Annotated in this window: 14 protein-coding genes and 1 riboswitch; of the genes, 7 read left to right on the forward strand and 7 right to left on the reverse strand. The window is 46.3% G+C overall.

From position 1 onward, the window contains the following. Window positions 1-78 precede the first annotated feature (78 nt). From DIJ65_RS07060 to DIJ65_RS07075, 4 genes are read right to left on the reverse strand one after another with little or no spacing between them, the layout of a single operon-like run. Window positions 79-837, reverse strand: coding sequence for an energy-coupling factor transporter transmembrane component T family protein (locus DIJ65_RS07060; RefSeq protein WP_117300618.1), 759 nt, complete (start codon window positions 835-837; stop codon window positions 79-81). Continuing rightward, a complete protein-coding gene (locus DIJ65_RS07065) occupies window positions 818-2,248 on the reverse strand; it encodes an ABC transporter ATP-binding protein (protein WP_117300616.1) in 1,431 nt (476 codons plus the stop codon). Before DIJ65_RS07065 ends, DIJ65_RS07060 begins: the two co-directional genes overlap by 20 nt. After that, the gene (locus tag DIJ65_RS07070) at window positions 2,241-2,822 is read right to left on the reverse strand and encodes an ECF transporter S component (protein WP_117300614.1); all 582 of its coding nucleotides are present in this window, start codon (window positions 2,820-2,822) and stop codon (window positions 2,241-2,243) included. Before DIJ65_RS07070 ends, DIJ65_RS07065 begins: the two co-directional genes overlap by 8 nt. Further along, a complete protein-coding gene (locus DIJ65_RS07075) occupies window positions 2,815-3,426 on the reverse strand; it encodes a YkoF family thiamine/hydroxymethylpyrimidine-binding protein (RefSeq protein WP_117300612.1) in 612 nt (203 codons plus the stop codon). The genes DIJ65_RS07070 and DIJ65_RS07075 overlap by 8 nt, the downstream gene beginning before the upstream one ends. A 110-nt stretch (window positions 3,427-3,536) precedes the next feature. Then, window positions 3,537-3,642: riboswitch (TPP riboswitch) on the reverse strand. A gap of 453 nt (window positions 3,643-4,095) precedes the next feature. Between DIJ65_RS07075 and DIJ65_RS07080 the strand changes: the two genes are divergently transcribed. Next, window positions 4,096-4,746, forward strand: coding sequence for a DsbA family oxidoreductase (locus DIJ65_RS07080; RefSeq protein ID WP_117300651.1), 651 nt, complete (start codon window positions 4,096-4,098; stop codon window positions 4,744-4,746). Between the two features lie 30 nt (window positions 4,747-4,776). Beyond that, complete coding sequence (locus DIJ65_RS07085; RefSeq protein WP_230321305.1) at window positions 4,777-5,100, forward strand: IDEAL domain-containing protein; 324 nt, start codon at window positions 4,777-4,779, stop codon at window positions 5,098-5,100. 335 nt (window positions 5,101-5,435) lie between these two features. Here the strand turns inward: DIJ65_RS07085 and DIJ65_RS07090 are convergent, their stop codons facing one another. Next, window positions 5,436-6,791 (reverse strand): transposase, encoded by a 1,356-nt coding sequence (locus DIJ65_RS07090; protein ID WP_117300610.1) that lies wholly within the window; start codon window positions 6,789-6,791, stop codon window positions 5,436-5,438. A 165-nt stretch (window positions 6,792-6,956) separates the two neighbouring features. On the opposite strand from DIJ65_RS07090, the gene DIJ65_RS07095 reads away from it, so the two are divergent. The 4 genes from DIJ65_RS07095 (at window position 6,957) to DIJ65_RS07110 (ending at window position 10,777) form a co-directional block, all read left to right on the forward strand. Then, window positions 6,957-7,241 carry a hypothetical protein gene (locus DIJ65_RS07095; protein ID WP_117300608.1) on the forward strand — a complete coding sequence of 95 codons (285 nt, stop codon included), beginning with the start codon at window positions 6,957-6,959 and terminating at the stop codon, window positions 7,239-7,241. 450 nt (window positions 7,242-7,691) lie between these two features. Further along, window positions 7,692-8,024: an IDEAL domain-containing protein gene (locus DIJ65_RS07100; protein ID WP_117300606.1), complete on the forward strand. Its 333-nt coding sequence runs from the start codon at window positions 7,692-7,694 to the stop codon at window positions 8,022-8,024. A 273-nt stretch (window positions 8,025-8,297) separates the two neighbouring features. Further along, on the forward strand, window positions 8,298-9,335 hold the full coding sequence (locus DIJ65_RS07105; RefSeq protein ID WP_117300604.1) for a tetratricopeptide repeat protein: 1,038 nt from the start codon (window positions 8,298-8,300) through the stop codon (window positions 9,333-9,335). Window positions 9,336-9,418: 83 nt separating this feature from the next. After that, window positions 9,419-10,777 (forward strand): M20/M25/M40 family metallo-hydrolase, encoded by a 1,359-nt coding sequence (locus DIJ65_RS07110; protein WP_117300602.1) that lies wholly within the window; start codon window positions 9,419-9,421, stop codon window positions 10,775-10,777. Between the two features lie 197 nt (window positions 10,778-10,974). Here DIJ65_RS07110 and DIJ65_RS16300 read toward each other — a convergent pair whose 3' ends face one another. Next, on the reverse strand, window positions 10,975-11,130 hold the full coding sequence (locus DIJ65_RS16300) for a putative holin-like toxin (RefSeq protein ID WP_185959516.1): 156 nt from the start codon (window positions 11,128-11,130) through the stop codon (window positions 10,975-10,977). A gap of 178 nt (window positions 11,131-11,308) precedes the next feature. Next, window positions 11,309-11,620: a hypothetical protein gene (locus DIJ65_RS07115; protein WP_230321304.1), complete on the reverse strand. Its 312-nt coding sequence runs from the start codon at window positions 11,618-11,620 to the stop codon at window positions 11,309-11,311. A 956-nt stretch (window positions 11,621-12,576) separates the two neighbouring features. Here DIJ65_RS07115 and DIJ65_RS07120 point away from each other — a divergent pair. After that, entirely contained in the window at window positions 12,577-13,575 is a 999-nt protein-coding gene (locus DIJ65_RS07120) for a macro domain-containing protein (RefSeq protein WP_117300596.1), read from the forward strand. The last annotated feature ends 293 nt before the right edge of the window (window positions 13,576-13,868 follow it).

Consider the following 13,868-nt stretch of genomic DNA (forward strand, 5'->3'; position numbering starts at 1 on the left):
TAGGGTATTTAGGACTTATTAATTGTATTAATTTACAAAAATAGGTTTTGTGAATTTTCGAATTGTTGCAAGATCTAATTATGCTGACAACATAGCGCCGGCGATGGAAGACGCAATAACCAGTGTCAATATTGCAGATGCCAGCCCAAAATCTTTTAATTTTAACGAAACGGGCTGGTAATATTCCTTTCGCGGCTCGCCGGTAAACCCGCGGGCTTCCATCGCAAACGCGGCGCGTTCCGCTTTGCGGACAGCACCGGCAAGCATCGGGATGATGATCCGCCGAACGCCAAGCAGGCGCTGCCACCAATACTTTTCGACAGCGGCACCGCGCAGACGGTGGGCCTGCTGGATCTGGAAAAATTCATCTTTCAACACGGGCAGGAACTGATAGCCGACAAGGACGCCGTAGGCAAGCTTTGGCGACAGCTTCAGCTGCTGCATGAGGCTCATGACAAAACGGACCGGGTCCGTCGTCAAGGCGAACAGAAGCGACAGGGATGAAAATGCCAGCACGCGGAACGACAGCGACAAGGCCAGCGCCCATTGCTCATCGGTCACATCGAAACCGAATGCGGACCATATAACGGTGCCGCCGGTTTCCGCAGCGAAGACAATTGTCGTCCACAGGTAGCCGAACGCGCCAAACGCAAACGGCAGCATGAACAGCGACCAGATTTTCCAGTCCATCCGGCTGCAGCACAATTGGAGGACGATGATGCTGAAAAAGAACAGCAGGGGCGTCCAGGGATTGAAGAAAAAGGCCAATCCCAGCATTGCGATGGTCACCGTGATGAATTTGATGGAAGGGTTCATATCATGCAGGAGATTCCGCATGCTGCATCGCTCCTTTCGGAGGGAGCAGATGATGGACCGCGAGCAACGCTGGGTCTTCCCAGACCCGTTTGGCCGGGAACATGCCCGTCATTCGTCCATCCTTCAGCAACAGCACTCCATCCGCAATGGCTGCGGCAAATTCCATGTCATGGGTGACAATAAAAACGGTATCACCCTTTTCCAACCGGCTGTCGATCAGATCGAACAGTTCCAGCAGGGCTCCCCGGTCCTGGCCCGAAGTCGGTTCGTCGAGAAACAGCACATGCCGTTTGTCCGCCAGCATGGCGCCAATCGCGACCCGCCGCTTTTGGCCGTGGCTGACCGCGAACGGGTTGTGTGCGGCAATGTGCGTTAACCGCAGAGAATCCATCAACTCCTGAAGCTGAAGCAGGGAAGACGTGCCGGAAAAAGCGAGCTCGTTCCGCACTGTCGGGGTCAGAAACAGAAATTCCGGTGATTGCGGCACATAGCCGCAGGGATTCGATGTGACAGTGCCCGAACTTTTTTTATGGATTCCGCACAGGGCTTTCACCAGTGTGGATTTGCCGCTGCCGTTCGGTCCGGCGATGACGATGCATTCGCCCCTCCTGGCCTGGAGAGACAGGGGATGGAGCAGAGTCTTTCCGCCCATTTTCACGGACAGGCCAGTCGCTGAGATGGCCGGCTCATCCAACACCTCATTCAGCCGGAGCGGGTAGTGGAACGGTTGGTGCGGGATGAATTTCCGGTCCGCTTCAATCGCTCCGTCGGCATCGATTAAAATTTCACGATCAAAAAAAGATCCCCAGCTGTCCAGCCGGTGTTCAACGGCAATGACCGTAATGCCGAATGTTTTCTGCAGCCGGTCCAGCCAACCGATGAACTCTTTCGCGGTTTTGGGGTCAAGATGCGAAATCGGTTCATCGAGCAGCAGCACTTCCGGATCCATCACCAGGGCACAGGCAGTGGCGACGCGTTGTTTCATGCCGCCGGAAAGCGTTTGGATCTTGGCGTTCCGCAGATGGGCAAGCCCGGTGGATTCCAGAACACGCCGGATCTGTTCCGTCATTTCGGCGGCAGGGGTATTCAAATTCTCAAGCGTGAACGCGAGTTCTTCCTCAACCGTCGGCATGCAGAACTGCGAATCGGGGTCCTGGAACACGGTGGCAACGCGGTGGTTGATCTCACCGGGTGCATACGATTCTGCCCGTTTGCCGAACAAATGGATGTCACCTTCCACAATGCCGTCGCAATTCATGGGATAGAGCCGGTTCAGTAAATACAATAGGGTCGATTTTCCCGAGCCGCTCGGTCCGGAAATGGCGACCCGTTCGCCGGTAACGATGGAAAAGGACAGGGACGAGAGGGTGTTGCGAACATCATCCGGGAAGCGAAAGCTGACGTCTTTCATTGAAAAGATGCTGTCAGGCATTGGCATCACGCGCCGCGGGTTTGGCAATGGCGTAACCGCGCAGCGATCCTGTCGCAAGGAGCGCATCGCCGATGTATTTGCCGCCGATGCCCGCAATGATGGCGCCGCTCAGTACGCGCAGCGTAAACATCAGCGCAACGAAGGACGGGTCAAGTGCCGCATAGCCGGATACAAAATAGCCGTAGATGAAACTGAATACAGCCGCACCGATGCCTGCCAGCATAAAGACAAAAATATTGAAATGGCGGTAGCGTGTCACGGCAAAGGCGGCTTCCGCACCAAGTCCCTGGATGACGCCGGACAGGATGAGACGGGGACCGACGGCATTGCCGAGCATCACTTCGATGATTGCCGCCAGTGTTTCGGGCAGGAACGCGGCACCCGGCTTGCGGATGATATGCATGCAGATGATCGACACGATAAACCAGATGCCGAACATCCATTCATAGGCAATGGGGCCGATCAGACCGGCCCAGATATTGCCGAGGTGGATGAACAGTAAATAGATGATGCCGAACACGACACCGAACAGCGACATCAGGACGATTTCCTTCAGTTTCCATGAGTTAAGCATTCACGTTACCTCCATCAGTTTTTTTGTGAGACGGACTGTTGATGCTCATCGATACCGTCATGACGAGATGGCGATGCTCCTCCGAGCGGGCATGGGTGAAAGATTCCTCATAGAAGTTGGAGACATCGTGGATATCGCCGTGGATGCCGCTGGCGTAATGCATCGAATCGTTCCAGACGCCGTGTTCTTTGGCACGGTCAACTTCACGGTAGATGACGCTCATATAATCCGGATTATTCATCGGATACAGCGCGAACTGGGAAGAAACGTATTGCGGCGTGTCATCCGTATTCAACAACACATCGTCTTTATCAAGATAGACATCCCCCGATGTGTCTCCCGGACAGCCGATCGAGAAGGTGCCGTTCAATGCCACATGCTCGCCGGTTTTAGCTGCATGCAACGTCAATGCTTTCGCCACGTTGAAGACGTGATTCTGCTTGCCGCGGATGACGGTAGAGACGTCATCCGTGTGCATCCAGACGTTCGAGGTGTCGGTTTCGTTCAACGCCCCCTTGATGATAGGGATGAAGTCGCCGGACATCGGATTGAGCGTAAAGCGAAATCCGACGATCGGGCTTGTGCCGCATTGCAATGGTTCCATAACAATATTCCTCCTTAAAAATGTACACAAAAAGGGCCGCATCCGTGAAGATGCAGCCACTGTTCCATGCAAGTTAAAAGGAGTATTAAGCTCCTGAAAAGTTCGTTTTGCGGAAAGTCACCGCACTTCCTCACGCAGGTCCTAACCTGTTCGAGTCATAAGGGATCGGAGCTTTCGCTCGCATCTCAGCTAAAATAAGCACCCCCAGTGCAGAAAACGGTATGCGGTTTTTGTGTTCGGGTTGTCCCGATGGCTTCAGTGTAAATGAAGGGAGGGGGGAAGTAAAGGATATTTTAGAAACATGATATTCCGCAAAACAGCTACGAAGACATTAGCCGAAGCTGGCGAGGCTAATGTCTTTGCGACGAAGTGCGCAGCACTGCAGGAGCACGGTTTTTTTAAAGCTACACTAATAAAGGATCACATTCCTTCGCTGTTTTGCTTCATATCATTTAGCAAACGCTTACTCAGGTAAAGATATTTAAATAGAAGAAAACTGAGGTATTTATCTCGAAGTCAGAGCATATTTATTGTAAAAATGAATAAATCTGCGTAAAATTCTCAATAGTCACCAAAATTATTGGGGCTTTATTGAAAGTGATATGCAGATGACAATCGATTGATTTTAACTATATAACGATCCGGGAAGTTGAAAGGATGGTTTTTGATATGACAGTAAAAGTGAAAGTATATTCGGATTATGTTTGTCCATTTTGTTTCCTGGCAGAACAGCCTTTGGAGGAAGCGATTAAAGGAAAAGATGTGGAAGTTGAGTGGATGCCTTTCGAATTGCGTCCAGCTCCAAATCCGGCATTGCGCCCGGAAGATGAGTATCTTCAAACAACCTGGTCACAATCGGTTTACCCGATGGCGGAACAAATGGGAATCGAGATAGTCCTGCCGGATGTATCGCCGCAGCCACATACCCATTTGGCATTTGAAGGATTTCAATATGCCAAGGAAAAAGGGAAAGGCACTGCCTATAATGAACGCATGCTGAAAGCCTTTTTCCAGGAGAGCCAGGATATCGGCGATGTCGAAGTGTTGACGAAACTGGCAGGGGAAGTCGGCTTGGATGAAAAAGAATACCGTGAAGCACTCCTTTCCCGCAAATACAAGGAAGCTCACCAACAGGCACTTGAGCACTCATATGAAGAGGCTGAAATAACTGCTGTACCGACATTCGTGATCGGCGAAACCAAAATCGCCGGCATCCATACGAAAGAGACACTCGAACAGCTGATCAACGAAGAACTGCAGAAACAAAAGCCTAAAGTCCTGTTTGAAGGAAAAGCTTGTGGACCGGATGGTTTCTGTTAAGACTAATATAAACAGAAGAGGTGTAAACCTATGATGAATAATGATAAAGCGATTTTAAAGAACAACGACTGGGTAAAAGGCATTTCCCGCAATGGCGAAATGATCATCGGTTTTGTGGATTCGATGAGTCTGGAACAAAAGGCAGTTCATGTATTGGTCGCGGAAAGCGACAACGAAGCGCTTATCGGCAAAACGATTCCGATGCATTTCACTCAACTGGAAGTCATTCCGATGGCCGAAACCAAATATGCCGGCGAGCTGGAGTTTTTGATCGATCTTGCTTTGGCGACTGGCGATAAAGAATGGTTTGAGGAGCTTTCTGCTGAGTTGAATCTAAAGAAACAGGAAGTTTGATAAACAAATAAAAATTAATATTTACTAAAAAAGAGCAATGGCTATTTCATTCCATTGCTCTTTTTGATTATGATTTCCTCCCCTTTCGAAGCATCTGTATTAAATGAAGTTTAGTGATCAAAAATTTATGGTAAAATAAAGAGGACACAGTTCAATCCTGTTCTTGACTTGAAAATAATACAAAAAATACCTGTATCCTCTATAGTTCCATAAAAAGTATAATAGTTTTCAGAAATTCTATATTTCCCTTTTTACTAACGATTGAATCAATTTCATAAATCGCCCTTTTAAAAAGTGCAGACGATTTTTCGGATCATTTTTTCCGTTTTTTAAATTTAGGCAGCTGCTAAAGCGGCGTGCTTGGCGGCTTTCAATCGGTCACTCGCCAAACGGCATGCGTTGTAAATTAAGGTCACGAATTGAAAATGGACTTTCGCTTTCTTGCCCGTCCGGTGCCGAACGTTATTCAAATCGAAAGACTCCTTCAAGTAAGCGTTGACACGTTCCACTGCGGCGCGCTGTTTATAGTACAGCGTCCACTTCAAGGAACCTCTGGCAGGCGATGTATATTTTCGAAGGTCTACTGACCTTTTGATTTTAAAGATTTTTTGGCAAAGGGAATCGTCTTTCAACGGACACGACGCACACTCTTTGGGACGGGAATATTTCAAGGTTTCGTATTTAGCGTCATAACTGTCGTAGCGATACGAGTGTTCCCGTACACACGTCGGCGCGAAATGCTCATCAAACCCGATGACTTCGCCTTCTCGGCGCGGGTTGTACGCGATAACGGCGTGAAGGTTCATCTCCTGCAGTTGTTGATAAATGGGTTTGTAATCGTAGCCCTTGTCCAGGATGCCCGCTTGAAAAAGATCCGGCATCGTTTGCTGGATTTGCTTCAGGAGGGGAATGGCGGCTTTTCCATCATTCAAGCTGCCGGAACTCATGAGTCCTCGGATAATGTACTGGCTGTTCGTACTGACAGCCAAATGAGCTTTGTAGCCGAACCAAAAGGTGTTTTTTCCATCACTATTTTTCTTGATGCCCCATTTCGGGGCCAGCGGCATCTCGTTTACCAGTGCCTCGGTGGAGGCATCCAATTGATGAACAATCTCTTTTTCATAGAGCGTCTTTTCGTCTTCCTGCTTTTGTTTGGCGGCTTGCCATTCGGCTTGTTCGTCTTTCGGCTTCCGTCCTCGTTTTTTCGGAGCTGGTTTTTCTTTTTTCTCAGACACTGCCGGTTTGTCGCGTGCTTCAAAATGCGTGGCGTCAATGGCCAGAGATTCTTCTGTGATGAAACCTTCCTGGATCGCTAGAGCCACAAGTACGTCTTGCACTTTCGACAGCGCGTCAGTTTCACTGATCGCCGCAATCATGCGGGAATAAGAAGCTTCAGATGGGACGTCGTCCGATAACAGAAATCCACAGTCAAAACGAAAAAAAGGGTCTTGTTTTAAGCGCTTCACCAATAACTTTATCGTCGGAATACGCTCCACCACACGAGCGATCAACGAATAAATCATGGCACCGTAATTGAGTTCTCTCGGCGCGCCTCGATGTGTCTTCTTGTCGAAGATATGAAGAAGCGGACCCAGTTCCAGCGTCGAGAAAATAGCGTTAAATCGATGGGTAGGTTCCATCTCAAATAATTCATGCATGTCAAATAGGTTATCTTGTCTTATAATAGGCATAGAGCGCTTTCCCTCCTGTTTGTGTGTTGTTGTGGTGACTACCATTATACAGGATTTGGGGAGGTGCTCTATTTTCATGCCGTTACACACCTAGAGCCGCAAGGTCTCGGAATTATGAAATTTACTCGATTCATTAAATAAACCAATAACCGAGGAGGGATCTCAATGTCTCGAATGAAAAAAATTGTGTTTTATATCGGCAATATAATCATTGGAGTTATTTCCAATTATGCTTACTTATATTTATGGATTACCTTCAGTTGGGGAGAGCCGATCCGCTTTTTCTCTCTGGAGACACTGCTGGCCGCAGGTATCAGCACGTTGCTTTTTCTTGGGTTCAATTATTTGATGTTGAGGAAAGAAGAAGCTCCGAAAAAATACTGGGGGATTGCATTGGGAGTCGTATTATTGTCCGTTGCAGTTATTTTGGCAATCATTGAGTTTTCATGAAAAGCCTGCTAACTCACAATCATGACCGGTACAGGAATATCTTGTAGCTGTTCTTGGTGTTATGATTATCTGCATCTCACTCAAGTGGAAGGCATTCCGCTGACCAAAACCAAAAAAGCCGGCAAGCTTGAATTTTTGGCTGAGTTGAATGAGAGGGTTCAGACATTATTTTAGATAAGCAGAACTGAAAAGATAGTGATCCAGGAAAGAGCAGAGGCATAAGGGAGCCACTGCTCTTTTTGACTAGTGTGGAGAAATAAGGCCTGTTTGGCCGGTTGCTCTATAAGCCTCGAAATCGGAGCATATTTATTGAGTTCTGATTGAGGAAATAGTAGTATTCGGTTTACCCCCTTAAATGAGTAGGAGTTGCTCGAGAGGGTATTGATAATTGTAGTGCATGAATTACGTTCAAATTATTATAAAAATATATGAAAAAGCAGGTGTTCAAATATGAATGAAGATAAAACAATACTGAAGACTAGTGATTGGGTTAAGGGAACATCGCTCGATGGTGAAATAATTATTGGGTTTATAGATTCGATGAGCATGGTGCAGGGCGCTGTGAATGTCACTGTTGCCGAAAGCGATAATGAAAGCATTATCGGGATGACGATTCCATTAGGGGTAAAACAGGTAGAGAGCTTGCCGGAATCGGCTCCGAAAGACACTGCCCAGTTGGAGTATCTGATTGATCTGGCTTTGCAGACTGGGGATAAAGCTTGGTTTGAAGAGCTTACCGGTGAGTTGAATGAAAAGGCGCTAACGGTGAAGCAGGAATCATAAGAATTGAATACATGGTAGAGCAGAGGCTGATAAAAAGCCTGCTGCTCTTTTTTATTAGATTAGTTACGCATTTGACAAATAAAATTCAATATTGACAGTAAAATTTGTGCGTTTATCGGAAACAACAGCCAGTCATAAATCGGACTAACACTTAAAAGAAGCTTATCGAATTATCCAAAACCATTTTGGATTCAGCGAATGGCAAAGAGGGATGAAGAGCGTTTGTATAGAAAGTAACAAAGATGATTATAAAAAGCTAAAGGATGATCAGCCATGCGCTATAACCAGATGACCCTCGAAGAACTGGAAGAACAGGACCGCCAGCTTCATCTGCAAACCCCTGATCTTGAAGAATCCTTATTGTATCAGCGGAAGATCGAGCTTTATAAGGCGATGCACCACAAAGTTAAGCAAAGGGTTCACAGAAAGCAGGAAGACCAGAGCTATTTGGACGACATAACTGAACGGCTCGTTTTCAATCTGGTGCATTACGGCACATACCTGAAAAAGGCGGACCAAAAGGTTGACCAGGTGGCGATACCGAACTTGAAACGGGCATTAAGCTATGATCCGTACAATCCGGCTGCCGCCTACCGATTAGGGTTCATCTACTATCGCAACGGCAGCTTTATAAACGCTGCGAACTATTTTCAGAAGGCCATTCTTTCCGAGCGTTTCAATACGAATAAAAAAATGGCACTGACGGACCGGCAAAAAGTGAACGCGCAATTGTATCTGACAAACAGCGCGTTGCATATTGCGAAAGAGTCGCAGGAGGATCTTGCGAAGTTTCCGGCAGACGAAGTCGAAAAATTGCCCGGCTATGAATTTTCCAGCCTGTACGACAGCATAACTGAAAACGATGCTTATTTAAGCTCCCATGCCTTTTATCAGGAAACGGCATTGGGCAGAACGACTTGCTCGAAACGGCATTGCGACGAGCTGGCAATGGACAATCCCAAGGACACGATTGTGCTGTATTTTGGCGACGTCGAAACAAGCGTTAGTTTTAACGGCAAGAGTGAAGACTTGACCAAGAGGACGAGTGATGTGCTGCGGCATTTATTGACGAGCAGTTCGGCTGGCGCTCCTGCCAATACCCATGCTGTAAAGGAATGCTTTGGAGATCTTAGTCACGATGATGATGTACCGTGGTCAACTTATAGGCAAGCTGTGCGTAGGGTAAGGGAAGCTTTAGAAGCTTGTGCTATTCCGGCAGTCATTGAAACATCTTCAGGAAATCGGGCGTATTATTATAACGGTTCATTTCCGTATCTAATTTTTTACCGAGTCGACGATGAAATTGAATAACCCCTACCTCCCTGGAGCTGTGACATTCGTGTCACAGCTCTTATTTTATAATAAGGGCAATACCAGAAAGGGAGAGGATGCACATGCAGAACTTGAACCGATTATTTATTCGCCACGGATTTCTGATAGAGGAAATTGGGGAAGGAAGATTTGATTGCCTGAAAGAAACCGAAGAGAATATGAAGTTTCTTAAGGAAACCCTGGATGAACTTTTTGTGGCTTACTCAAGTGTTCATGGCTTATTGAAAATTGAAGAAAGGGAACTTGATGAAGAACTGTGGCTGCGTGCGGTGGATTTCAAATTTAGAGGGCGGACCGAGATGCTACAGTTTGGACCCGGCGTGGACATTCCCGGCATCAAAAATTTCGACACCTATATGGCAGGTGTCATCCGCCAATTGAATCGGCTGGGCCTGTCGACAACCAGTTGCTGCGATGGCCACGAAAAGAAGCTTCCTGGCATTTCATTTACCAGAGAGACGGATATGGCAACCGTTGTTAAAGTGCTGACGGTCATTGGACTGCCGAACATCCATATTCGCAATCACTCCGTCAGTATACGAGTGCCGCGAATCCAATTGCTCGATGCGGCTGAAGCATTAAACACATTTTCTCCGGAAGACCTGGAGAAGGGTATGGAGGAATTGAAAAAGCGGTCATTCCTCATGGAGCTTGAAAGCTGCCTGTCAATCGACGGTGAAAGTGGAGACGAAGATGACATTCGCGACTGGGTCCGAAGCAAACTCGTGAATCATGCAGACTCCTTGGAAATGGACCACAAGGGCAATATACTGGCTGTTAAGGTTTATGGGAGAGGAAAAGGACCGGTGATTTTATTGAATGCGCATCTGGATACCGTATACAGTTTTGATGAAGGGCGCGAGATCATAAAAGACGGCAACATCTGGACCAGCAGCAGCGGTATTTTGGGCGCAGATGACCGGGCGGGTGTCGCCATCCTATTGGAAACACTGAAACGTCTGGATGCAACGAACTTCAATGGGACCGTGAAATACATTTTCACCGTCGAAGAAGAAATCGGTCTCCTGGGAGCGAAGGCAGTCGATGCGAATTTCCTGCATGATGTTGATGCGGCCTTTGTCATCGACCGAAAAGGCAAGGGTGATATTGTGACTTCCTGTGGCGGGTATGAGCAATTCTGTGACGAGTCATTCGGTAAATTCATCGAAGAAACTGCCAGCAACTACGGACTAGCGGGTTGGAAATGCACAGCCGGCGGCAACAGTGATACGCGCATCTGGGCTTCGCACAGCATTCAAAGTGTGAACTTGTCAGCCGGTTATTATCATGAACATAGCGCTGATGAGTATTTGGATGTTGAAGGGTGTTTAGGGACGGTTGAGTTGTTACTGGCGTTATTCAAAGAAGCTGGGACGATGAGGCGGATAGTCAGGAAAGTGGAAAGGGGTTATAAGGTGTAAAGGACTTAGAAAAAACCGTGTTCCTTTGACAAACACCGTCTTTCAATCACAAAAGAGATAAAAGCGAAGGCCGCTGCATTAAATAGTACCTAAAAACACAGTATGTTATAATTTAGATATAAAAAAGACCGAGTGCGTTAACACCCGGTCGATGCATTACATCCCGTATAAGAGCGGCTGGCCAAAATAGTGAATGTTTATCTTAAATAGTAATCGCCCACAATCCTGCCAGGGAGGGGGCGGTTACTTTTTTTGTTTATGGCAATTGCGATGATTGCGACTCCAGCCGTTAAGGCTGAAACGAGGATTATACCGAATTGAAACAGCATATTCATAGCATCGTAAGTTACCATATTTAAACACCCCCTTTCTCAAGGGAGTGCCAACCGCCCGTCCACTTTATGTAGCTGCATTCCTTAGTTTATCATGTAAATAAGGAGTTTACTATTCCCATTCAGGTGCCTTGAAATTGGGCTGGGATCCGTAGAAAATTAATGTAAGTATAACTTTTCAAAACAATTGGATTAAAACCTAATTTGCCACTCTATCACGATATATGATTATAGTACTCACATTTAAAATGATTGTAACGAAGAGAAGAACTGCTGAAACAAGAGCGACAGCTCCCATCGTGTCCATAAGAGAAGGCCAATCTTCAATCTTTACTAGGTAATAACTATAAAATATCTGAAAACTCAGCGAAATAGCACAAGCACTAAGACTTATAATTGAACGAGTGATCCAATGGTTTTGCTTTTCATAGCGTCCGAAATTTACAACAGGAAGTACCCAAGCAATTAGTCCAAGCACGAGGCTGCCAAGATTAAGCCAACCAAAATCCAATTCTAATCTCCCCTTCATTGTTCTTATTCTTTTTCAGCCATTCTGCCCCTTAGATGAATAAGAAGTATGATTATTTCATCAACTTAGACGTCCTATATGTGCCAAAAGTTTCCTTAGTTAGTATCAAATCCTCGGATGAAATCATTCATAAGCAATACGCTTTTTTAAACCCAATTAACAACTCCCGTAAATTTTTAAATAGAGGAAACCATATTATCAATACCAGAACCTAAAAACACAGTATGCTATAATTTAGACATAAAAAAGACCGAGTGCGTTAACACCCGGTCGATGCAGTACATGGCGTATAAGATCGGCTGGCCAAATTGAAGATGTTTTTTAAGCAAAAGAGTAACCACCTACAATCCTGGCAGGGAGAAGGCGGTTACTTCTTTTTGTTGATGGCAGTTGCGATGATCGCCACTCCAGCGCTTGAAGGTGAGCACTGAACAGAAACCGATACAAAAAAACACATCTTTATGGGTTATAATAATTATACATAAGCAACTATATTAGTTGAAGTAAAGAATTATATTTTCATTTATGGACAAGGGCAAAGATTATGCTCCTGCACAAGCTAGTCGCAAAGGAGGTGCCATCTTCGTGTGGCACATCTTGATTTTGGCTCCTGAGATAAGTCGAGAAGAGCACTCCTCTTTTTCTCCGGCGGCATCCGTCTGCGCTTAGGGAACTCTCTAGAGATATGGAGCAAAACAGCGAAGACGCCCAGGGGGCCAAGCGAAGTGCTGAGATCCACTCGGGCGAAGTGCAACGAGACCGAGTTAGCTCAGCGCAAGCCAAGAGTTGGCCGTAGCCTGCAAGGCCGGCTCTTTGCGACGAAGCAGCGCAGCGATGCAGGAGCACGGGTTTTGGCAAGCGCAGCTGTTTTGCGGAATATCGGCTACTATAGATTATTAGTTCAACTTATATAGAAAAAACCGAAAGGGGACTGGCACATGCCACTGCAAATCGTACGCCACGATATCACGGAAATTAAAACCGACGCAATCGTCAATGCGGCAAATTCCAGCCTGAAAATGGGCGGGGGTGTCTGCGGTGCGATATTCAATGCCGCAGGACCTCGAGAATTGCAGCAGGCATGCGACCGCATCGGCCACTGTGCTGTGGGAGAAGCGGTGCATACGGATGCTTTTGGTCTGGACGCCAAGTTCATCATTCACACCGTTGGACCCGTCTGGGAAGGCGGATTCAATAACGAAGAAGACTTGCTGCGGAACTGTTACCGCAATTCACTGGAACTTGCCCATGAGCTCGGCTGTGAATCGATCGCGTTTCCGCTCATCTCCACCGGAATCTTCGGCTACCCGAAAGAACCCGCTCTGCGGATTGCCATTTCCGAAATCGAAGCCTTTCTGTTAAAGCGTGAAATGCAGGTCTATCTGGTGGTATTCGACCGGCAATCTTTCGGAATCAGTGAAAAACTCTTCCAATCGATTGAAGCTTTTATTGACGAAAATGAAGTAAGGACGCTTGAGAAAAAGGATACGCGTTACCGGAAGAAAATCGATACAGATACCATTGTTGATGTTCAGGAACAGGAAATTCGACTGGAATCCCAACTGGAAATCAGTCTGGAGGATATTCTTGAAGGCGTGGACGAATCATTTTCAGAGCGCCTGCTCCGTTTCATTGACGAAAAAGGCATGACGGATACTGAAACGTATAAGAAGGCGAATATCGACAGGAAGCTTTTTTCCAAGATCCGCAATTCCCCTGGCTACACGCCCTTGAAAAAGACGATTGTTGCGTTTGCCGTGGCACTCCAACTGGATCTTTACGAGACCGAAGAGCTGCTTGGAACAGCGGGCTACCGATTGTCACGCAGCCATAAATTCGATCTGATTATTCTCTATTTCATTGAGCGGAAGAATTACAATATCCACGAGATCAATGAGGCATTGTTCGCGTTTGATCAAATGCTGCTTGGTGCTTGAAAATAAATTATTGAAGTGAGTATCATTTTAAGGAATAAATTGCTGTTGATTTGGAGGATTTGCTGGATTTTAATATTTGGTGATATCAACATTATGTAAATAAAACTTTAAATATGAAGCGGCCGAAGAAATATCTTCAGCCGCTTTTTTAATTTCGTTTTTAATTGATGGTTGACAAAAATTAGAATTATTAGAATAATTAAAATAATGCATTTTGAAAAAAAATCCATTCAAAAGGGGGATGTTCATCAGACAGGGAAGGCCAAATGAACTAAAAAGCAGCAATGACAGCA

This window comes from Planococcus salinarum (genome assembly GCF_007004625.1).
Taxonomy (GTDB): Bacteria; Bacillota; Bacilli; order Bacillales_A; family Planococcaceae; genus Planococcus; species Planococcus salinarum.